Here is a 22727-nt window from a genome sequence, read left to right on the forward strand (position 1 = left end):
CCATATAGTTAGGGATTCTTTATTGATATTGTTTTATTTCTTTATCGGTAAACGTATTTGAGAAGGATGCACACTAGAGTGATGCACTTTATTATGTGCAACAACAGCTTCAAACTCATCATAATTGTTCCCTCCGGTATTCAGATTTCTTGCAAATCTCGGAAAATTGCTACTCGATATTTCAACACGAATACGATGCCCTTTTTTGAAGTAATTACTTGTGGACATTGGTGTTAAATCCACTTTATAAACTTCGCCTTCTTTCATAAAAACTTCTTTATCGTAACCTTCTCTATAACGAACCCGCTGAATGGTTTCATCTAAGTTATACGCTTTTCCATCGGGGTGTACATCAATTAATTTTATGGTAAAGTCAGTATCCTTGACATCAGATGATACATATAAGGTAGATTCGATAAATCCAGACACTTCAACACCTTCTTGCAATACATCAGTAGTATAGACCAAGATGTCATTTCGGGTTTCCATGATGCGCTGATCAAAAGCTCCTCCTTGCACAGCATTTCCTGTACAACAAACATTTCCTCCATAGGATTTAACCGGATTCATTGGGTCGTAAGTAAAACTATCAGGATTGTCATCAGTTGGTTTATTTGTGGTCAAGGTTCCATGACCAAAAAGACTGTTTGCGTCACCTCCACTGTTTAAATAATAAGTGACCATTTCGGTACTTTCTGGTGGCCATGATTCGGAAGATTGCCATTCATTAGTTCCCATGGTATAGTATTGAACTCTCGGAGTGGTTTCCTTAAAATCGTTGGATTCGCCCTTCAACCATAAATCAAACCAAGCGTATATTTGCTCGTCATAGTTTAAACGTGCATCACCTATATGACGTTCACCTACAACAGTATTTTCAGTAGCTCTGGTGTATCCACAATGTAGAGTCGGAGCAATTACCAAATATTGATTATCTCTAGCTTCTTCAGAAGTTGCATTAGTCCTTACATGATTAAAAAGTGCCAAATTCGGACTTATAGACACATCGTACCATGATGCAAACCAAAAACTAGGCACATCAAAATCCATATCATCGTGGTACAGTCCGCCTTTATACCAATCTGCATGATTAGGTTTTCTACGTACCATTTTATCGAACACTTCTTTTTTCCCGTTAATATTTTTCAATATATCTTGAATCGGCAAATGCTGTAATGCTTCTGCCATATCTACACGAGGATTTTCAGGTGCCAAATCATAGAATCTAGAAATACGAATTAAATCTTCTTGTGTCGCTCCTTTTGGAATACGAGGTTTAAATTGATCGTGTTCCACCCCATATAACCAAGAGAAAAATAACATCTGCTCTACTCCACCACGATACCAATTGCCTTGTTCCATAAAATTGCCAACACGACCAACACCAGCGCCATAACCTTGAGGTACCATGGCTGCATGAGAAGGATGATCTAATGCTGCAACGGCCATTTGCCATTCTGCCGTTGATGAACACCCTAAGGTTCCAATTTTTCCGTTAGACCACGATTGGTCTTTCATCCAAGTAAAGGCATCATAACCGTCAGTCAACGGAACACCTAAAATATCCCATTCGCCTTCAGAATAATACCGACCACGCTCATTTTGTACCACATAAGCATATCCTCTTTTTACAGCTTCATAAGCTCTTTGTGCGGTTCTGGTACGCTGCTCTCCATCACCCCAAGAGTTAAAATTATACGGAGTTCTAGAAAAAATAATGGGTACTTTTTCATTAGTCTTAGGTCGATAAATATCCGTAGCTAAACGAATACCATCTCTCATAGGCATCATTACTTTTTGATCGATAATGGCTATTTCGGAAAGTTCTTCGAGAATATCACTTTGAGCGTTAATAGTCATTTGAGGTACCACAAAAAGTAGTCCCCATAAATACAATACACATCTGAATTTCATTGTTTGAGATTGGTTTAGTTAGAATTGACTAAAGATACTCAAAAAATGGGCAATAATTTAGTCCTTACTTTTTTAGGATTTCTTTGTTTAGACTTTTAACTTCACGCATCAAATTTTAGAGACATGAAATATTTTCCATTCCTATTTCTTTTCCTTTTAACGGCGTGTGACAGTAAAAAAAGTGCAAATTCTGATGTAGAACGTTGGCAGCAACAAGCTGAGAATATTACCATTATCCGTGATGGTTTTGGTGTTCCCCATATTTATGGTAAAACTGATGCTGATGCCGTTTTTGGTTTGTTATATGCGCAATGTGAGGATGATTTTAATCGTGTAGAACAGAATTATATATGGGCAACTGGTCGATTGGCCGAAGTTGAAGGTGAAGAGGCTATTTATAGTGACTTAAGGGCAAAGCTTTTTATGACCGAAGATGAAGCCAAAGCGAATTATGAAAAAAGCCCCGAATGGCTAAAGGACCTCTGTAATGCCTTTGCTGATGGTATAAATTATTACTTACACACACACCCAGAAGTTACTCCAAAACTATTGACAAAATTTGAACCATGGATGCCCATGTATTTTTCTGAAGGCTCTATTGGTGGTGATATTGAACGCGTTTCTACCCAAAAAATAAAAGCTTTTTATGAAGGGGATATGGAAATTCCTACTGCAGAACTGGATTCAATTCAATCTAAAAAAGAAGAATTGGAACCTGCTGGTTCTAATGGCATTGCTATCTCAGGAAAATTGACGCAGTCGGGGAATCCAATTTTACTTATCAATCCACATACCTCATTTTTCTTTCGAGGGGAAGTTCATGTGGTTAGTGAAGAAGGCCTTAATGCCTATGGAGCTGTAACTTGGGGGCAGTTTTTTGTGTATCAAGGGTTTAATGAAAAAACAGGTTGGATGCATACATCGACCTATACAGACGTTATTGATGAATTTAAAGAGGATCTGGTTAAAATTGATGATAAACTCATGTATCGCTATGGTGAAGAATTACGAGAAGTGGAAACATCAGAAGTGAGCTTAAAATTTAAAGATGGTGATAGTCTTTCTGAAAAAACGTTTCCTATGTACAGAACGCATCATGGGCCTATTACCCATGCAAATGACGGCAAATGGACGGCAACGGCGATGATGTGGGAACCTGTGAAAGCATTAGAGCAATCTTTTATCAGGACAAAGCAAGACGGTTATAAAGGGTTTAGGGAGATGATGGACATTAAGACCAACTCGTCTAATAATACCGTGTATGCTGATGCTGAAGGGAATATTGCATATTTTCACGGCAATTTTATTCCAAAGCGGGATACATCTTTTAATTACAGACAACCAGTGGATGGCAGTAACCCTAATACGGATTGGCAAGGCCTACATGACGTTGATGACCACATTACGCTTTTAAATCCTGAAAATGGATGGCTTCAAAATTGCAACTCCACTCCATTTACTTCGGCGGCAGAATTTAGTCCAAAGCGTGAGAATTACCCAAATTATATGTCTGTAGATAGAGAAAACTTTAGAGGAATTCACGCCATTGATTTGTTATCAAACAACAAAGACTACACTTTAGACTCTGTTATTGAATTGGCTCACGATCCTTATTTGCCAGCCTTTAAGGACCTTATCCCTGGATTGGTTAGCGCTTATAACAATTCAAGTCCTAAAAACGAAAGTCTGAAACCTGCTATTGATATTCTGAGGAATTGGGATTTTAAAACTTCAAAATCTTCAATTGCGATGACCTTAGCCCATTTTTATGGTACTGCAATGTATCGTGATGCAGAATGGCCTAATCATATTGATAATGCTATAGAGGCACATATCTACTTTGGGAAAGAGTCCCCTGAAGAAGAACGTTTAGAAATTTTTGAGTCTGTTATAAAAGATTTAGAAACGGATTTTAGAACCTGGCAACTGTCTTGGGGTGAAGTCAATCGTTACCAGAGATTAAATGGCGATATTCAACAAGAGTTTGATGACAGCAAGCCAAGTATTCCTATTGGATTTGCATCGGGTCGTTGGGGAGCATTGGCCGCTTATGGTGTAAGCTATTCCAATCCGGAAGCCAAAAAGATTTATGGTACACGAGGTAACAGTTTTGTTGCTGTTGTTGAATTTGGTGATACCGTAAAGGCAAAAAGTATGCTAGCCGGTGGGCAAAGTGGTGACCCAGATTCGCCTCATTTTAATGACCAAGCACAGCGTTATGCAGATAAAGAATTTAAAACCGTTCCGTATTACAAAGACGATGTTTTAAAAGTTGCTGAGGAAGAATACCACCCAGGGCAGCGGGATAAGGAATAGTGGTTTAGTTGTGAGTAGTTTAGTACTCAACCTTAGAAATAGACACCAAGCTAAAAATCCCTTCGGATTTTAAGAAGCGATGCACTGAGCTTGCCGAAGTGTTGGCGAGAACCTGTCTGCCGACAGGCAGGCAAGCAACCAGCTAGACCAGCTTGTCGGGCTGGTTACTTATAGCTGTCTTAATTTTGTTTTCTTCCTAATTTAATTTTTATAAGCAACTTTTATATCTTTAATAGTTGTTAAGATATTCTTCTAGTGTTGAAATCAGTTTATTAGTTTCACTAAGAGATTCTTTCGTGTTTTCAAAGTATAAGTCAGTGATAAAACGATACATTTTTACAGCTTGTCTAAAATCTCTATTTTGTCTTAAATTTTTATAATCAATGGGTATATGAATAACTTTACTTTCAGTAGAATTTTCTAAAAATATTGTATTAAAGTCTTTTTTTTGATGTTCAGTTATATATTCATATTGTTCCTTTTCCACCAATTCAAACTGTCTATAAGTTTGAGGTACGGTTTGAGTAAAGTATATACCTATATCCTTTCTTATTTCTCTATCTTTAATTATATTAAATCCAATTGACTTAAGTGTTTCGTAACCTGTTATTTTGTATTCAATATTTGAAAAATTAAAGATTCGGGTAAAATGAATACCCATAGAATCGTTGTAAACTGGTTGGTCAATAAAATAATCTTCAACCAACTTCATTGACCTTATATATTCAGGCAACTTTCCGCTATCCTTTTTTGACAGTTCTATAAGTTTGTTTCTACTTTCCTTGAGATCAGATATTATCTCTTGTATAATTTCCTTTTCAACTTGTGATTTACCAACTTCTTCATTCCAATTATTAATCTGAAGGGCAATTAAAATCCCAATAACTACGAGTAATATTTCCCCAATGGCATATTTAAAATACTTACCAGTTTTACCCTCTGAAAGTAATTGTTGCCGTATGTGTCTAAAGAATTTTATCATTGGTTAATGGTTGGTTATAATGAAGCGCTATAGTTTTACATATGAAAAGATACAGGTTTGCGTTTGAGGGTTTTCCGAAGGAAACGCAAACGTAGCAAACGTGAAACAAGCTTTAAGATTAGCCTAAAATAGTCATTTTTTTATACCTCTTAAGTTTGATTCAGTGTCATCTTTAACAAAATACTTGACGTAAATTAAGACTAAAATTGGAACAATAACTAAACCACTCACAAAATTCAATAGCGACATCCAATCCGTCAATTCGTTTCCACCTTTTGAAATTAGTAATAATTCGCCTAATGGACCATTGGAAAATATGGTGTTATAGATAAAATTCCAGCCCAAATGAAGTCCAAACGGTAGCATTATTGATTTGGTTTTTAAAAAAGCCAAAGCCCAAGCGTAACCCATTAGTCCAGTGCCGATAAAGACCAAAATCATAGCCATTACATTTCCTAAAACTCCATAGGAGAACCAATGGTAAATTCCGAACGCAATTGCAGAAATCAATATGCTTTTTTTTGATCCTATTTTTTGGATTAGAATATAGAGTAAAGCTCCACGAAAAATCAATTCTTCAGTCAATACGGATTTGACATCCCACCAAAATGATTTTAAAATAGTTCCGACGGTCATATTTTCATTCAAAATCCAAGTTGATGACTTTAGATATGCTTCTAATAATTGGGCAAGAACACAAAGTATCCCAGTTATCAAAAATCCGATTAAGAATTGTTTTAATCTTTTGGAGATTGGAAGAAATCCTAATGCTAAAATATTTTTCTTTTCAATTAAGTATAGAAGTAACCAGGAAATGGCAATTGCTACTAATATTCCTATCATTGACTTAGTTGGTTTAAATTAAACATTAGTGGGTAAATTGTGGTTATAAGATGTTGCCATTAGTACTTTATCTCTTTAAAATTTCCATTTCACTTCTTGATTTTAATTTTTTCACAAGAGAAATTATTATTATAAATAAAATTACAATGTATCCGATAATATTCTTTATTATTCCAAAATTAGCCAAAAACAATACGACCCCAGTTATACTTCGACCGCTTCCAATAATTTCATATTCAGCTCCATTTTGAATTTGAATTGCTAAATAAAGTGACCAAACAAAAATCCCTGTCATAAATAATAAGGCAAAAAATTGAGCTTTACCGTAATTTAGAATACTTGGAATTTTAGAGCTATAATTAAAATTAGGTAAGTCTGACTTTAAAAAACCAAATATTTCCTGTTTAATGACTCTATTTTTAACAATTAATTCATCTTCAGAACCACTCCCATAAAATATTTTGATTTCATTTTTTCCGCTTTGATTCTCAATTCTTTTAATGTAAGAATAAGGAATACTAAAAAGGTTTTCTAAAAAAGATAAATTTGAGGTTTCAGCATTCAGTTTATTCAGTTCTTCCTGTTTAGGGTTTCCCTTATAAATTGTTTTGTCTTTTATATAAATCAGCTTATTAGATTTAGAACCTTTTATCTTCCAAAATTTCTGCATTCTGTTTTTTCGGTATTAATGGAAACGTTGTTGTATCGAGATTAGTTGCGTGTTTAAGTACGTAATTTAGCAAATACAACCCAATTAGAAAATTCCTGCGGATTTTAAGAAGTTGGCGAGAACCTGTCTGCCGACAGGCAGGCAAGCAATCCACCAGACCAGCTTGTCGGGCTGGTTACTAATATCCAATGTTGTGCTTTCGTTATTCCTTAAGTCTTTGATCTACTAATTTTAGAACATTTAAAATTTCACTTTTGGTTTCATCACCTCTCTGCACATAAGTTGAATTGTCGTCAAACACAATTGTGATCAAATTTACAAACTCACTATCTTCAATTACATCTTTGCTGTTTAGTTTTAATGTTAATTTGTTGAAAAATTTCCCTTGACTAAATGCAACCTCGTCATCTCGTTTATCGTAAATTTCTCCATTGTAAATTAATCTAAAATAAAAGCGTTCGTATAGATTTGTAATTGCTATTCTTAGAGAACTTGGATTTAGAGAAGCTATTTTACCCGACGACACTGATGTTGTGTATGAACCAGTGTTAGGAAAATAGGTGTCATTACCTGATGATGAAATTTTGGCAAAAAGCTGTTCGATTTTCTCAAAATCTCTGTTTGTCAATAATTGATTTTTTAATTCATTGACTGAGCTTAATTTTTCTTTTTGAAATTTTAATATTTCATCTAACTGTTTTAAATCGTTTGTGAGGTCGTTTTTTAGATTATTTAAAAAAACAATCTGTTCTTGCTCATTTTTGTTTGTTTCATTCCAATTATTAATGCTTAATGCAATTAAAATTCCAATAACAACAAGTATAATTTCTCCAATCGCATAAATCATATACTTACTGAATTTGTTTTCAGAAAGTAATCGCTGTCGTATTTTCCTAAAGAATTTAATCATGTTTTTCGTTTCTATTTTTTCCGCAAGCGGCTATCTCAAACAAAGGTCTACCAGACCTTTGATTTTGCTATGCAAAATTATTTTTCGATAATCTAAAGAATTTTATCATGGATTCGATGATTCTAGTTTATTTCGGATGAGTATCAATAGTTCAAGGTTGCCTTCATAGCATTCTATGAGCGAACGTTCGGCATAGACAGATGTCGCTAAAATGCTCAGGCATTCGCGTTTAAACCTGGGGTAATGAGTTAAGAAAAGTTCTTGATCCAGGTCCTTTTTATAAGGAAGGCCAGATTCAGATTCCATTATCTGTAAATCTCCCCGCATGATCGGTTCAAGATAGAATTCAGATTTCTCATCCATAGAGGCATCAACATGTTGATAGCGCACATAAGTCCTGTCATACAGCTCTGCCAGTTTTGATTTGATCTCTTCAGAGCGTATCAGGTCCAAATATCCATTGTTGGTTATCTGATTATAGGCACTGTATCTGGGGAAGAAGCTGAAACCAATATTTGTTGTCATTTCAATGCTATCCTTGAGTGCATGAAGGCTATTCTCATAGAGGTGTTCTTGACTTGATTTGCTGATGACGAAGCGAAGCGCATTTGTTCCCTGATCAAAAAGCCCCCGAACTCTTATCAAATCTGCAGAATCCGCGGCCAAGCTCTCCAGAAGATTTTCATACAGCTGTACTTCTTTCTTGCGATGTTTTCGCTCTTCATTCCAAGAGTTTACTTTCAAGGCCAGCAGAATCCCTATCATGACGAGTAATATCTCTCCTGCTGCATAAAGCAAGTACTTACTGAATTTGTTTTCAGTGAGTAATCGCTGACGTATTTTCCTAAAGAACTTAATCATGTTTTGAACTTTTAGTTTTTCCGCAAGAGGCTATCTCAAGCAAATGTCTATCCGCCTTCGCACAAAGTGCTTCTTCGGACAAGCAAGACATTTGATTTTGCAAAGCAAAATTGAGTTTCGATAATCTAAAAAATTGAATCATTGGTTAATGCTTTCATTTTTTTATTCTTTAAGATCTAAGTTATTATTGATAATTTCTAGGGTTTGAGTAAAAAACTCTTTCAAATCGTACTCATCCAGATTAACGAAATCATTATTCACTTTATGTATTGCGAATAAATTTTCAAACTGAAGTAGATCAATGTCATTATATTTCTGTTTAAAAGGCGAGTCTTCTAGTTTATTTGATTCATAAGATTGAGACCACCCTGAAAAATTCATGAATTTGTCTTGGTTGATAATCGAAACATATTTGCTTAAGTATGGAATGATATGATTATAATAATAGTCATTACGAATTATATAATCTTCCTCAAGATTATCCAAAAGCCCTGAAACGCCAGTTAATCTACTCCGTAACTCTGTATCTTTTATAATGGATAATTTACCAGAACTGATGACTTCATTGACCAATCCTGTTTGCGCATCGAAGGACCCAAACATGTAAACTTCATTTAAAAGACTATCTAAATAGCGTTGATTCGCAAAGGGTTCATCCGTATGAATAAGTTGGATAAGAGCTATGGTCGATTCTCTTGTCGAAGTATTTAATTTAATGTTTCTGCTAACTTCAGCGAGATTCACTTCGAATTCTTGCTTCAACCCTCCAAGTATTCGCGTTTCTTCTCCTTGGTCGGCAAGATCTTCTTTCCAGTTATTTAAACTTAGTGCGATTAAAATTCCAATAACTACAAGAATAATTTCACCAATGGCATATTTTAAATACTTACTGGTTTTATTTCCCGCCCGTACCGAACTGGTACGTTCGGGCGGGTTCTCCATAAGGTCGTAACGGATTTTTCGAAAGAATTTAAACATTAGAGATTGGTTTCTCTAAAGGTAGGTTAATTAATTTTGAAGTAAGAGAATAGCCATGGATTATACATGTTGTTGCGCTTTCGTTATTCTTTAATTTCTTTTTCTAATAACTCTTTGATTTCTCTAATTAAATCTAAACCCAATTTTTGACGTATTAAAACAGATCTATTTTGAAATATTATATTTTCAGTTGTATTTTCAAACTCTATTAAGTCTAACAAATGTCTATTATCAATATCGAAACCGGATTTTGGAAGTGGATCATTTGTGAGGACCGAAATTGTTGCCACTTCATCAAGATTTAACCAACTTCCTCGCTTATACATAATATTATAGAATTTATCTATTTGATCTTCTACATTTCTTTCTTTGTCTTTAATATTTTTTAAAACCGAATTCCAAGATGACAATCTATTCCTCAGGTTTGTGTTTTTAAGAATGTCTAATTTCCCAGAATTTAACAGGTCATTCAAATAACCATTCTTTGGAAAATATATTGATAAAGCCGCTAGGGCATTAATTGCGTTATCGAACTCAGTTTCTGTATTAGGACGTGGTTTATTGCCAGTATGATTTAGAATAGTAGTTTGTAGTGCAATAGATTTTTCAGTTCTGGTTATAATACTATCTAGGGTAATATAATTATAGTCAAAATCCAGCTTTAAATTTATTAAAGCCTGATGTTCTTCTTTATTCTGAATGCGATGTTGATTCCAGTTATTTATTCCTAATGCAATTAAAATTCCAATAACAACAAGAACAATCTCTCCGATTGCATATAGCAGATATTTGTTAAATTTATTTTCAGTCAATAATCTTTGACGAATTTTCCGGAAGAATTTTATCATTAGAGGTTAGTTTCTCTAAATGTATGACTTTAAATCAAATAGTGAACTTTAAATAATGAAACACAACGTTTTTGTGCATGGTTTGTTTTGTTTAGGAAACTAAGTTAGCAAATACAACCCGAATAGAAAATCCGCAAGACACGAGCGAAGCGAACTGGCGCTAACAATTTTCGTAAGTAGGCTTGAACTAGCAATAATTTGTATATAGTGTTAGGCAATGTTTTATTCCCTTAATTTAAACATTATATCAACGATTTCTACTGACGGAGCTTCAACCACTTTGTAGGCTTTTGGAATGCTAGCTGCAAGTTCAGATTTTTTAAATTTCTCCAATGATTCCATTGAATCCCATATATATATACCTCCATATTCACCTGAAGTTCCAAGTTTAACGTAGTATTTCTGAACGATTCCAGAAATCGCTTTGAATTGTGGTTCTCGCTCTTTCGCTATTTTTAAAAGTTCTTCTTCTGACAATTCCGTTTTTAATTTAACGATTTGCATTATTGTTCCTTTCTTTTTCTCTTCCATAGTAACATTGTTTGTGCCTGAAATTTTTGATTCTGTTTTATCTTGGCAAGAAATAAAAGTCAAAATAATTACTGTACTTAAAATATAACCTATTTTTTTCATTGTTATGTTATTTTAATATTGCCTAACGTCTTCGTATATGAACCATTTTAATGGCTTATATACAATGTTGTATGCCGTTTTTATTTTTTATTATTCATGTCATTCTACAATTTCAATCTCAACATCATCTATCCAAACCGTTCCAAAATCACGTAGATAAACTCCATAGTGTATCATATCTGCTTTATCATCTACTTGGGCTTCAATTTCATAGATTTTCCATTCGTTTGATTCCACTCGATATTTGTCAAGACTATCAAAAAGTGGTGGCAGGTCATAATATGCATCACTGAAGGGGTCAGCGTCTATAGATAATCTGAGAAAGGCAAAGTTGGATTCAGCAATTTCTGCCTTAGCTGCTATCCTAAGTATTATAGTTTTTCCTTGGTAAGGCTCGGCATCTATATATTGTCTCAGATTGGCCGCAATTTCTCCATACTTTAAACCTTCTGCACGCTGCAACATGGCTGAGTAATTCCCCTTGTAAGGATCTTCATCACTTACTGTCATTTTCACACCTAAGCGTTCAAACTTAGACCAAGCTACCCAACCATCTGGAGCTTCTCCGGGACGATTATTTTCAAAATCGGTATTTGTAGGTTGATCCATTTTTTTGGTAATCAGCCACATATGGTCTTGATCGGCATCATTAATATCAACTACTGCAGAGGTTGAGTCTAAATATATAAGACCATCGTAAGCTTCTGCTAGATTATATGGCCAGTAGAAAGGTTCTTTTTCATTGAACCATCCTCCAGAATGTCTCGTTCTATGTTCTCGATTAAACCAATCGTAAACAACCCCTTTATCTTTAATTTTACTTAGATCAATCGCTGCTAGAGACATTTTTGTCTTTGCCATGGTATACTCAAAAATTTCTTCAGGAGCTGTACCTACAGAAAAATCATGGATTCCTTTTGAAGGAACACCTCCATCTATGGCTTTAAAACTACCTTGGTTAAAGAAAAAACCAAATATTTTTAGGTCATCTCCATACCATTTTTTCAGATTAAACCCCATATGGTTGACACCTTCAAAAGAAGCATTCGATACATGGCAATTATGGGCCCATGTTATCATCTTGGCATCATTGCCTTCATGCTCCATAATCCATTTTAAATTATGAGCCTGACCTAGATCTCTTACGTTATTATAATCTGCCCCTTCGGAATTTTCTTCGATGTAAATTTCTACTTGTCGTGCATGTTGTTTAGCGAGTTCCCATTCTGAAGCACTGGAATTTTGAACATATTGATCCTTGTTTTTATCAAATGAATCCATTACTAGACTTATGTTTTGAAAGGATAATGAATCACATTCTTGAGGTATCCACTGTCGAAGCCCTATAATCTCAGGATTTGAAAAAGGTATTTCCAATATGCCAAGTTCTGGGCGAACTTTACCCTCCAAAGGCGGGTCAACTTTAGCAAGATAATCAAGCATAACCCTTGCCGCTCTTTCTGGGTGCTGAGGGTCAAATCCATAGAACTTAACTTTTTCCTTATGATCTGGGTTTGAATTGTATTCGCGCATCCATACAATAAGGTCGAGAACTTCTTCAGTATCCCACGCCCACATATAAATACCAGCTAGTGCTTTTTCAGGATCTCCTATGCCATCTACTACGTACCGATTGATATCGCGAGCTGCGCCAAAAGGACATTCAAGTGCGAAAATGTTAAAGCCTTTTTTCTCTACCAGATATTCAATCATCCGATGTTTAAGTTGAAATACCTCGCGATTTCCGTGAGTAGGTTCGCCTAGGGATACGATACGAGCATCACCAATCATTTCACCAATTGGTAATAGGTCTTCAAATCCATTTCCAGGTTCTACAGTGCTTATTTGAATTGCATTCTCAGATATCCATTCAGTCACGTGGTCTTCGGCTGATTTCTCAGCACAGGAAACCAATAATAGAAGGGCTAGTAATAGGTTCGTTTTAACTGTCATTAATATTAAACTATCGGATTGTACTTAATGGCATACAACGTGTTTATATACATTATTGAATGTTCAATCAACTGTTAATTTGAAAGGATAACGATGGTTTTTTGTTATTTCTACCATTCATATCGCTTCGGTTCAATAATTCATTCCTCAATATAGTCACTTTTTAGAAAATCTCACCCTTTTAGATGGCTCAGAATGGCACACTGGGCTTATTGCAGTGTTCTCAGCGTGCAAATATAATAAGGTCTCAAGCACTTTATGACAGGTTGGTTACTAAAGGCAAGAGTAAAAAACTGGCATTGATAGCTGTGTGTAATAAGCTTTTGAAACAGGCTTTTGCAATAGCAAAATCAGGATTGGTATATGATGATAGTTATAGAAGTACTTTAGTGAAAAATTAATACTTTTTTACTTGGTTTTTACCACAGTACTTTGTTGGCTACAGTTTTATTTCAATTGTTTCACCAGCTTCAAGCTTTTCAATTCCAGTTGATAGTTTTAACCATATTGCCTGGTTTTCTTGTGGATTAGTAATCTTATCGCTGTCAATTTGAACTTTTTTAATAGCTTGTAGATATTGTGTTAGTTTGCCGTTGCCAACTGACCAAATGTCGTTCGATTTTCCAATTTTTTCACAAAACTCAACCATATTATCCCAGCGCTTCTGATCCCCAAATTCCCATGAGTGACCCCAAACATAGAAAAGCGATAATTCTTGTCTGTCCAAATCTAAATATTCATTTAGGTAATCTAATGCTTTACTATCGTGACAGGTTGGATTCCATATCATATAATTTTGTGGTAAATCAAACTTGTAAGTATCAGCAACTGTTCTTCCATTTATAACTCCTGTTTTGGCGATCAATTTTGAAATATTACCGTTGGTATTTCCAAAAGGGTATGCCATACTGATTATTTCTCTATTGGTAAGTTGAGTTAAAACTTCTAGGTCAGTATTTACTTCTTCAAGAATATTATCGTTCGTAATATCAGTGAAATTTTTGTGTAGAGCACCATGTACGGCAATTTCATGGTTTTTATAGATAATCAATAATGAATCTTTTGGAACATATTTTTGAAAAATAGTGTCTCCATCTGTTTGTGGCCAACCACGAATAACTCCTAAATATCCTGAGTTAAGATTAAATGTTCCAACAAGATTGTTTTGGTCAAACAAATGAGCTAACTCAATATCTTGAATAGTTCCATCATCATAACTTAATACTAATGCTTTGTATTTACCACCTGGGTAAGTGAAGTCAATAAAACTTGGTTTTTCGATGCAGGATGAGCAAAGCGAAAAACAACCATAGATTATAATGATTAATCGTTTCATTTTTTTCAAATTGTAGCTACCAGTCTAGTGTATGGTTTCGTTGCGGAATGACACGCAGTGTTATTCCGACGTAAACCGAAAGATAGCAAAAGTGCAGGAATTCCCAAGAGGAAATTCCGCCGCAATGAACTATAGCCGTTGTTGTACTTTCGTTATTTAGTTTCTTCTAAGATCAGCTTCTCTACTGCATTAATTTCATTAACAAATTCCTTTAATAGGCGTATCGATTTTGATTCGGAAAAATCCATCCATGCTTGTGCAGCTTCCAGACCTAATACAATTTGATTAATGTTTTCTTCAATTTTTAATTCAGATCTAAGTTCTTTTTGATTCTCTAATCTTTCATCTAAACTTAAGGAACCAATGAGCATCGTTAGTCGTTCCATAACACCCATTCTTCCCCGATTATCCAAGCCTTCATCCACTATGATTTTATTTTGTTGACGCCTTAAATTGATAAGTCTGTTTCTTATTGATTGAGGTAATAGGACAATCTCGCCACTATTTTGTAAGGATTCAACAATACTCGAATTAGAATTTATCGGATACCCTTCCATATTAAGCTCTAGTAGCTTTCGGTATATTGATTTTCTTGTGATTTTTGTATTACTAAAACTCTCAAGGTAATCCGAGTAAGCTTTTCGTTGCCCTTCAAACTTGTTAATGATAAAATTTGCATAATCTCTTTCTCTTTTTAGATCTGCTAGTATTTCATGGTAAATTTGCTGTAATTTTATCTGTTGTTTTCTGTTTTCGTTCCAATTATTGATTTGTAAAGCAATCAAAATACCAATAACCACGAGTACGATTTCTCCAATAGCGTAAAACAGATACTTGCTGAATTTATTTTCAGTGAGTAATTTTTGGCGAATTTTTCTAAAGAATTTTATCATTTTCTTGCCCCAATTAAACATTAACTTTCTAGTTCGTTATTTATGAGTCTTAAGATCTCGTTTAAATAGTTTCTTACCAGAAACGACTCCTCTTTTGCTGCATTGCTTATTGATATAATACTGAACAAATAGTCGTCTATAGCGTTATTCTCAATAAATTCTTTAACTGCCTTATTTCTGTTTTCCTTATTTGTAAAATATTCTTTTTCTTGCCAAATACCATCAAACAGATACTTAATTGAAAAGTTCTGAGTTATAAAAGGGTCGTAAGTAATAGCGATATATTGTCGTAAATCTTGCTCGTACTCCCTCAATCTATCTACTTGACCAGACCAATTTGTTAGTCTGGTTTTTAGTTCATTATTTCTTAATATATAAAGTTTTCCTGAGGCTAAAAGTTCACCTGTTGTTCCCATGACGGGATCAAAAGTAGGTGTATTATAGGTCCATGAAATGTATTGCCTAAGAGAGTCAATAGTAAATTCAGTATGGTTGCTAGCTTTTTTAATCTTGAACAACTGTTCTATTGACAAAATCATTCTGTCTCGCATTATATCTTTTCTGTCCAATTCGTTAAGATTTTCCCTGAATTCACTTTTAAGTTGCAAAAGAATTTGCTGTTCTTGCTTATTATTTAATCGTTCTTGATTCCAGTTATTAATCTGTAAGGCAATCAAAATTCCAATTACCACAAGAATAATTTCTCCAATGGCATATTTTAGATACTTTCCTGTTTTACCTTTTGAAAGTAAATCTTGTCTAATTTTTCTAAAGAATTTTATCATTGGTTATTGGTTGGTCATAGTTTCTATTCCGAAGCTTCAGCGTAGGAATAATGAAGCACAACTTGTTTATATCCGTTATCGTATGTTCCATAAAATACCTATTTGGAGGGATAGCGACGGTTTTTCGTAATTTTTTACATTCCTATCGCTTTGGTTCAATAATTCAAAGTTCAATATAGGCACTTTTTAGAAAACCTACATTTTTAATAGCTGAGACGGCTCACTTGGGTACGTAAATATGTTCTCTAAGCCACATAAGTATGTTTAGAATATTAAATTGGATGGTCATTCGATCACTTCGAGAGCACTTCGACAAGCTCAGTGTGATACCTCAGTGAACAGCTTGGGATAATTTTATGTTACAATCGCATTTCCTTAAATGTAATTCCCAATTCTTTTTGGATATCTATTATTTTTTGCATTTCTCCAGGAATAATGAGCGCAATCGACTGCCCTGTTTTACCAGCTCGTGCCGTTCTACCACTTCTGTGCGTGTAATAGTCTAAATGATCTGGCAATTGATGGTGAATGACAAACGCTAAATTATTAACATCAATACCACGAGCAGAAACATCAGTAGATACTAAAACCTGAAGGGATTGGTTTTTAAAAGCGCGCATCACTTTGTCGCGTTCTTTCTGTTGCATATCGCCTTCTAAGGCATCAACGGCAAAACCTTCGTGCTTTAACTCTTTGGCTAAAGCATTTGTTCCTGCTTTTGTTCTACAAAAAATCACTCCCCTATCTTCAGGACGTTTATCCAAGAGCCGCATGATAGTACTCAACTTTTCCTTGATGGTTGTTGGAATATAGTGGTGAGAAATATTTTCATTGACCAATGCATTTTTATTCACTTCAATTCGCACTGCATCTTTGGCCATATAATTATTAATAATTTGCTTAATCTCATCTGGCATCGTTGCTGAAAATAGCCACGTATGTCGATTCCCAGTATTAAACTTTAAAATGTTAGTCAAGTCTTCCTTAAAACCCATACTTAACATTTCATCCGCTTCATCTAGCACTAGCGTATTGACTTTACTAATATCCACAGCAGCCCTTTCAATTAAATCCAGTAAACGACCTGGTGTCGCAACGACGATATGGGTTGTTCTATTCAAATTTCTCATTTGAATATCCATTTTTTCACCTCCATAAACACCTTCAACAAAAATTTTATCTTTTACATGCTTGGTAAACTTAAATAGCTGTTTCTGTATTTGCTGTACCAATTCTCGTGTAGGTGCAATAATTAATCCTTGCACATGATCTAACTTAGGGTCTATATGATGTAATAATGGTAATCCGAAAGCAGCCGTTTTACCAGTACCTGTTTGAGCCAAACCCACCAAATCCATTTTATTTTGCAAGAGCAAAGGAATAACAGCTTCTTGAATTTGTGTAGGTGTTTCGATACCAAGCTCTAACAAACGCTTTACATAAGGTTTTTCTACACCGAGATCTTTAAACGTGGACATACATCTATAATTTTTGCAAAGGTAAAACTAATAGTATGGCTTAAAGAATAATTGAACGCTTCTTTGTATTTTGACATCCCAATGAGCAATAGAATTCAAAGACAATATTCAGGCTTTTTAAATACACCATATTTATGGAAAGATGATCTTTATGGATTACAGCATTTTAAGTTTGAAGACACCATTGCTATAACAATAGCTGATACTATTAATTACAATCGGCGCTTGGGTAAGCGCGTAGAACAGTTTCTTAATGTCCAGTTGGAACACTCAAAAGACATAAATATTCTTGCTGAGAATATTCAGATTAAAAAAGACAGGGAAACCATTGGAGAATTAGACATGCTATTTTTACAGAATCATCAGCCCATCCATTTAGAAATAGCCTATAAGTTCTATTTGTTTGACCCCAACTATATCAGAAAACAAACTTTAGATTGCTGGATTGGTCCCAATCGAAAGGATCATCTGAGTTTAAAGATTAAAAAGCTCAAAGAAAAACAGTTACCACTACTCTACCATCCTGAATGTAAATCTGCCTTACATCAACTGGGTTTATCTTCAGACGACATCATTCAAAAGATTTGTTTTAAAGCGCAACTTTTTGTGCCTCTTAAAATAGACGCTATAGATATAAGTCCATTAAATAAGGACTGTATTTATGGCTTTTATCTCAACCAAAATAACCGTATTCTATTAGAAGGCTATGAGCTTTACATCCCAGAAAAATTAGATTGGTTGATAGAACCTCATTTGTCTGTGCAATGGGACACTTATACTAATCTTAAAGCTGAATTGGACGCTTTATTAGAATCAAAAAGATCCCCGATGCTATGGCTAAAAGATAAAAATGGCTCCCTTCAAAAGTGTTTTGTGACTTGGTGGTCATAATTTGATAATAACTCATAATTTGAAATATACATATTATAAACTCTATAAACCTTACGGCTATTTAAGTCAATTCGTCAATCACCAAAATAAACGTCGGAATAAAAAATTATTGAGTGATATTGAAGGAATCCCTGAAGGTCTTATGGCCGTAGGTCGATTAGATGAAAAATCTGAAGGCCTTTTGTTACTAACCACAGACGGAAAATTTAGCCAACACATTACAAGTTCTGAAATTGAAAAAGAATATCATGTCATGGTGGACGGTATTATCTCTAATGAAGCCATAGAAAAATTGTCAAATGGTATTGACATCTCTGTAAACGGAAAACCATACCCGACTAAGCCTTGTGAAGTTTCTATGCTTAAAAACACATCCCATATTATCCAACGTTTTGTAAGGGATGATAAACACGGAGACACATCTTGGATTAGTATAACTCTTACTGAAGGCAAGTTTAGACAAGTTCGTAAAATGACAGCTAAAGTTGGTTTTCCGACACTACGATTGGTAAGAGTTAGAGTTGGGGATTATAAAATTGATGATTTGCAACCAGGGAACTTTAAAGCAATTAATTCTGAGCAGTCTTAGGAACAATAGTCACTTTTTCGTTAATAAAAACAATAGTCGCCTTTACACCTGTCAACAGATTCCATTCTTTTGACGATACGACTTGACCTTTATCGTCGTACACCACAAATTCAGCAGTATTTGGTCCAGAATCACCTTGGTTTAACGCAAGAATATCGATCTTATTAATGCCGTCCGCTAAATCTATTTTTAACCTGCGGTATTGGGTTGTTAATAAAACATTGAGGTGAACTATTTCTTCATTAACCAAAATACGTACGCGATCTCCATCTGGATATTGATGATCTCGACACACAATATTTACAAACTTGCTATCTATGCGGTGTTCTCCCAAAAATTGGTCAGACATGGTGCGTCTAATACCGATTTTCTCTGCATTCTTGTTCCAGCGCTCTTCAAAGATTTCACCGGCACTTCTCAACCCATCATCTTCAATCATTGAAAATGGCTTCTCAGACTCTCTAATCACAAATTTTTTAAGTTCTTTTTCATCTCCGCCAGACTTTAAAGAATCCTTTTCATTAGAGGGTTTATCTTTTGGAGCGACTTTTATTTTTTTGGGAGTAGAATCCTTTTCCTTTTCAGACTTTACAGCAGGAATACGAATCGATTTTTTCTCTTTATCAGGACCTTGCGCATTCAGCATCATGCCGAAGGCAAAAGTGAATAAGGTTATGATAAAACGGTATTTCATAATAATTTAAAAAAGTGATTTAAATTCATTCTATATGAATCAAAAATCATTCCTATTTCAAATTAAACGGATAAAAATTGAAAACCTTTCAAAAAAAAGTTAAAACTTTCCGTTAAAGGATAGTCGAAGACGTCTGTTATATTCTTCAAACAACCAATCTTTGTAGTTTTGTGTACTATTCATAATGCAATAACAATATTGCTTTATTCGATACGCAATTTCATCTTGAAGATCCTTAATGCGCTCACGAGCTTCAAAAACATCCTCACAGTTTTCAATACAAATTTTAGAATGCTGTTCTATAGAACGTTCTATAACTGTAAACGACTTTTTGCCAGATTTTAATACGTCCTTATATTCAGATTTAACATCAAAATCCAAAGATTTAGAACCTTTAAATTTTAAGCGCAAGGATTCTGGCATTTCATAAGTAAAATCACGCTCAAGGGATTCATCATCCAATATGTTTTCTAAATAGTAGTCTGGATATTTAAAGATATGCTGCCAATCTACTGGCTGATCCCAAGGCCCAAATCTAGCAATGTTATTACCTAGATCCACAACTTGAAAAGATTTTCTGTCCTTGTATATCCGAGAGCCACGACCTATCATCTGAAAATACAAGGTTAAAGATCGTGTTGCTCTATTTAAGATGATAGTTTCTACAGATGGTTCATCAAAACCAGTGGTCAAAATACTCACAGAAGTCAAAATCGCTCCTGGGGTCTTTTTAAACCATTTTAAAGTTTCCTTACGTTCTTGTTTGTTTGCTGTATTATCGAGATGCCGAACATCATATCCCGCTTTTTTAAAGGTATAATACACTTCGCGAGAGGTGTGAATTCCGTTATTAAAGATAAGCGTCTTCTTCCCTTTTGCAACTTCTTCATAAGCGCCAATCAACTTGGTCTGCATAATGTTATTGGTGTACAATACCTCTGAAGATTTTACCGTGTAATCACCATTGATCCCAACTTTTAAAGACGTTAAGCCTACATCGTACGAATACGTTTCGGCTTCTGCTAAAAACCCATTTTTTATCAATGTAGAAATGTCATCACCAACAATCAACTGGTCATAATTATCCTTCATCGGTAGTTTAATATTACTACTCAAAGGCGTTGCCGTTACACCAAGAATAAAACAATTATCAAAAAACTTGAATAATTTTCGGAACGAATTATAATGCGCCTCATCGATAATGACCAAACCAACATTACGCAATTCAAAATCATTCTCAGTTAGACGATTGTTCAGGGTTTCGACCATAGCGACGAAGCATTGATAATCATCTTGATCGGGCAAGGTCTTTACTTTGCTGTTGATAATCTTGTTCTTAACATCAAAACCAGATAATACATTTGAGGTTTGCTTGCACAGCTCAATACGATGGGTTAAAATAACAACTTTCTTATTTTTTTCCTTAATGTAACGTCTTACAATTTCAGAAAAGACAACCGTTTTACCACCACCAGTAGGCAATTGGTAGAGCAAATTAAAATCATCTGAGCAACTATCCATAACCTCAAAAATGCGATTGAGGTCAGCAACCTGGTAGTCATAAAGACGTTTTTTGTTAGACTTTTCTGTTTCTATAGTAGTAGTTGTAGACATATCTTGGACTTGCGACAAGTTAATTTTGCAAAAATAACACATAATAACAGTTATCAAAGCTCTTGTTAACAACATTTGAAAACTGGTACTGTTTTTGTGACTTCTTTAACTCACCAATACATCAACATTATGAGATTTAGACGCAACGCCCCATCAGTAAATGCAGGGTCTATGGCCGACATTGCCTTTTTGTTACTAATCTTTTTCTTGGTCACTACGACTATTTCGGCAGACAAAGGCATTTTAAGAAAATTACCCAAGGACTGTCCTCCTGGACAAATTTGCTCGGAACCTTTAAAAGAACGAAATGTACTTCGCATTTTGATTAATGACAACCAAGAGATTATGATTGAGGATGACATTGTAACACTTTCTGAAGTAAAGGGTTTAGCTAAGAATTTTATTGATAATAACGGTAATGGTACTTGTGAGTATTGCAATGGCAATCAGTTAGATAATTCTTCAACGTCACCGCAAAACGCTGTCATCTCTTTACAACACGGGGCTTTTACTAAATACCAATTGTTTATAGAAGTACAGGATGAGCTCACTAAAGCATACTATGAGTTGCGTGAAGCTTATGCAAAAAACATCTATAACAAATCACCTGAAGCTTTATCCCAAGAAGAATTAAAAGCTGTAAAAGACGCTTATCCTTTTATACTTTCTGAAGCTAAAACCATTAGGGCTGATTAACAATGGAGTCCTTAAGTACTTTAACTTGGTAACAAATAGTCACATTACGGCGGCCCCATTTGCGGGCCGCTTTTACATCCAGTCCCATATACACATCAATGGTATTCCAGTAGCGACGGTTCATTTTATCTTTTACGATATAAAGACTATCTAAACCCTCAATACTCACGATGGTATTCTCTTTTAATGGCCCCCACAATAGATTTCGGCTCACGGCTATATAGTTATCTCCTGGTTTTATGCTATCCCCAAACGCAGTGATAAACGGGTTTGAGCTCGTTTGGTTTGCTAATGAATTATAAGCCGATGCTCTCACCTTCATACATTCCCAAGTAAAAGAGTTATCGATCTTAGGCTGGTTGCAAGAATATAGCAGAGAAAATAAGAAGACGACAGTTAACCTTTTCATTTTGAAAATATACAACAAAAATTATAGCGTTACCCTAATGTTACATAACGTTAACGAAAGTTAAAAACAAGCAAATCATGTAACATTGTTTTTTAATAGTCGTCTATATAGTATAACATCAATTAAATCAAATCAATTTAAAAACGAACAATCATGAGAACATTAAACAACAATCAACTGTCGAGTACAAGTACTGAAACCAGATCTTTTAATTGGAACAGTAAGAGACGTTACCGTTAAGCACAACGGATTATTCATCAATCAACAAAATCAAATCACAATGAAAATTCTAAACAAAATCGTCAATACATCTAACAGCTTAGATGATGACCTAGAAACTTTTAAAGCATGAGAGAAACCTCTTTATTTGAGTTAGTCTGAAAAAGCCAATACGTAAATGTGTTGGTTTTTTTGTTTTGAGTGAGTATTCTATT

The 22727-nt window shown here is 34.7% G+C and carries 21 protein-coding genes and 1 pseudogene; 5 read left to right on the plus strand and 17 right to left on the minus strand.

Going from position 1 to position 22727, the window contains the following annotated elements; genetic code table 11:
- Window positions 1-33: 33 nt before the first annotated feature.
- Window positions 34-1914 carry a CocE/NonD family hydrolase gene (locus ACFEMA_RS07955; protein WP_411767587.1) on the minus strand — a complete coding sequence of 627 codons (1881 nt, stop codon included), beginning with the start codon at window positions 1912-1914 and terminating at the stop codon, window positions 34-36.
- 123 nt (window positions 1915-2037) lie between these two features.
- Here ACFEMA_RS07955 and ACFEMA_RS07960 point away from each other — a divergent pair, with 123 nt between their 5' ends.
- On the plus strand, window positions 2038-4230 hold the full coding sequence (locus ACFEMA_RS07960) for an acylase (RefSeq protein ID WP_411767589.1): 2193 nt from the start codon (window positions 2038-2040) through the stop codon (window positions 4228-4230).
- Window positions 4231-4459: 229 nt separating this feature from the next.
- Here the strand turns inward: ACFEMA_RS07960 and ACFEMA_RS07965 are convergent, their stop codons facing one another.
- The 9 genes from ACFEMA_RS07965 to ACFEMA_RS08005 form a co-directional block, all read right to left on the minus strand.
- A complete protein-coding gene (locus ACFEMA_RS07965) occupies window positions 4460-5212 on the minus strand; it encodes a hypothetical protein (RefSeq protein WP_411767591.1) in 753 nt (250 codons plus the stop codon).
- A gap of 132 nt (window positions 5213-5344) precedes the next feature.
- Complete coding sequence (locus ACFEMA_RS07970) at window positions 5345-6055, minus strand: CPBP family intramembrane glutamic endopeptidase (RefSeq protein WP_411767593.1); 711 nt, start codon at window positions 6053-6055, stop codon at window positions 5345-5347.
- Between the two features lie 67 nt (window positions 6056-6122).
- Window positions 6123-6725, minus strand: a complete 603-nt coding sequence (locus ACFEMA_RS07975) for a hypothetical protein (RefSeq protein WP_411767594.1) — start codon at window positions 6723-6725, stop codon at window positions 6123-6125.
- A 202-nt stretch (window positions 6726-6927) separates the two neighbouring features.
- A complete protein-coding gene (locus ACFEMA_RS07980) occupies window positions 6928-7635 on the minus strand; it encodes a DUF6090 family protein (RefSeq protein ID WP_411767596.1) in 708 nt (235 codons plus the stop codon).
- A 105-nt stretch (window positions 7636-7740) separates the two neighbouring features.
- On the minus strand, window positions 7741-8496 hold the full coding sequence (locus ACFEMA_RS07985; RefSeq protein ID WP_411767598.1) for a DUF6090 family protein: 756 nt from the start codon (window positions 8494-8496) through the stop codon (window positions 7741-7743).
- A 162-nt stretch (window positions 8497-8658) separates the two neighbouring features.
- Window positions 8659-9474, minus strand: coding sequence for a DUF6090 family protein (locus tag ACFEMA_RS07990; protein ID WP_411767599.1), 816 nt, complete (start codon window positions 9472-9474; stop codon window positions 8659-8661).
- Between the two features lie 83 nt (window positions 9475-9557).
- Window positions 9558-10322, minus strand: a complete 765-nt coding sequence (locus ACFEMA_RS07995; protein ID WP_411767601.1) for a DUF6090 family protein — start codon at window positions 10320-10322, stop codon at window positions 9558-9560.
- A gap of 222 nt (window positions 10323-10544) precedes the next feature.
- Complete coding sequence (locus tag ACFEMA_RS08000; RefSeq protein ID WP_411767603.1) at window positions 10545-10955, minus strand: hypothetical protein; 411 nt, start codon at window positions 10953-10955, stop codon at window positions 10545-10547.
- 99 nt (window positions 10956-11054) lie between these two features.
- Window positions 11055-12908 carry an erythromycin esterase family protein gene (locus ACFEMA_RS08005; protein ID WP_411767605.1) on the minus strand — a complete coding sequence of 618 codons (1854 nt, stop codon included), beginning with the start codon at window positions 12906-12908 and terminating at the stop codon, window positions 11055-11057.
- A 223-nt stretch (window positions 12909-13131) separates the two neighbouring features.
- On the opposite strand from ACFEMA_RS08005, the pseudogene ACFEMA_RS08010 reads away from it, so the two are divergent.
- Window positions 13132-13309, plus strand: a pseudogene (locus ACFEMA_RS08010) (IS110 family transposase); the annotation flags it as partial.
- Window positions 13310-13347: 38 nt separating this feature from the next.
- On the opposite strand, the gene ACFEMA_RS08015 reads toward ACFEMA_RS08010, so the two are convergent.
- The 4 genes from ACFEMA_RS08015 to ACFEMA_RS08030 all read right to left on the minus strand — a co-directional run bounded on the left by ACFEMA_RS08015 (window position 13348) and on the right by ACFEMA_RS08030 (window position 17400).
- Window positions 13348-14244 carry a polysaccharide deacetylase family protein gene (locus ACFEMA_RS08015; RefSeq protein WP_411767607.1) on the minus strand — a complete coding sequence of 299 codons (897 nt, stop codon included), beginning with the start codon at window positions 14242-14244 and terminating at the stop codon, window positions 13348-13350.
- Window positions 14245-14396: 152 nt separating this feature from the next.
- Entirely contained in the window at window positions 14397-15137 is a 741-nt protein-coding gene (locus ACFEMA_RS08020; RefSeq protein ID WP_411767609.1) for a DUF6090 family protein, read from the minus strand.
- Between the two features lie 20 nt (window positions 15138-15157).
- A complete protein-coding gene (locus ACFEMA_RS08025) occupies window positions 15158-15922 on the minus strand; it encodes a DUF6090 family protein (protein ID WP_411767611.1) in 765 nt (254 codons plus the stop codon).
- Between the two features lie 359 nt (window positions 15923-16281).
- Window positions 16282-17400, minus strand: a complete 1119-nt coding sequence (locus tag ACFEMA_RS08030; protein WP_411767612.1) for a DEAD/DEAH box helicase — start codon at window positions 17398-17400, stop codon at window positions 16282-16284.
- 81 nt (window positions 17401-17481) lie between these two features.
- On the opposite strand from ACFEMA_RS08030, the gene ACFEMA_RS08035 reads away from it, so the two are divergent.
- Both ACFEMA_RS08035 and ACFEMA_RS08040 read left to right on the plus strand, forming a co-directional pair.
- Window positions 17482-18291 (plus strand): DUF1853 family protein, encoded by an 810-nt coding sequence (locus tag ACFEMA_RS08035; RefSeq protein ID WP_411767614.1) that lies wholly within the window; start codon window positions 17482-17484, stop codon window positions 18289-18291.
- Window positions 18292-18310: 19 nt separating this feature from the next.
- Window positions 18311-18880 (plus strand): pseudouridine synthase, encoded by a 570-nt coding sequence (locus tag ACFEMA_RS08040; RefSeq protein ID WP_411767616.1) that lies wholly within the window; start codon window positions 18311-18313, stop codon window positions 18878-18880.
- Here the strand turns inward: ACFEMA_RS08040 and ACFEMA_RS08045 are convergent.
- Together ACFEMA_RS08045 and ACFEMA_RS08050 are read right to left on the minus strand one after the other, a co-directional pair.
- Window positions 18861-19574: a hypothetical protein gene (locus tag ACFEMA_RS08045; RefSeq protein ID WP_411767617.1), complete on the minus strand. Its 714-nt coding sequence runs from the start codon at window positions 19572-19574 to the stop codon at window positions 18861-18863. The genes ACFEMA_RS08040 and ACFEMA_RS08045 overlap by 20 nt on opposite strands.
- 99 nt (window positions 19575-19673) lie before the next feature.
- A complete protein-coding gene (locus ACFEMA_RS08050; RefSeq protein WP_411767619.1) occupies window positions 19674-21188 on the minus strand; it encodes a DEAD/DEAH box helicase in 1515 nt (504 codons plus the stop codon).
- A gap of 129 nt (window positions 21189-21317) precedes the next feature.
- Between ACFEMA_RS08050 and ACFEMA_RS08055 the strand changes: the two genes are divergently transcribed.
- A complete protein-coding gene (locus tag ACFEMA_RS08055; protein ID WP_411767621.1) occupies window positions 21318-21884 on the plus strand; it encodes an ExbD/TolR family protein in 567 nt (188 codons plus the stop codon).
- Here ACFEMA_RS08055 and ACFEMA_RS08060 read toward each other — a convergent pair.
- A complete protein-coding gene (locus tag ACFEMA_RS08060; RefSeq protein WP_411767623.1) occupies window positions 21871-22206 on the minus strand; it encodes a 3D domain-containing protein in 336 nt (111 codons plus the stop codon). The genes ACFEMA_RS08055 and ACFEMA_RS08060 overlap by 14 nt on opposite strands.
- Window positions 22207-22727 lie beyond the last annotated feature (521 nt).

Origin of the sequence: Winogradskyella sp. A3E31, from assembly GCF_046720935.1 — a bacterium.
Taxonomy (GTDB): Bacteria; Bacteroidota; Bacteroidia; order Flavobacteriales; family Flavobacteriaceae; genus Winogradskyella.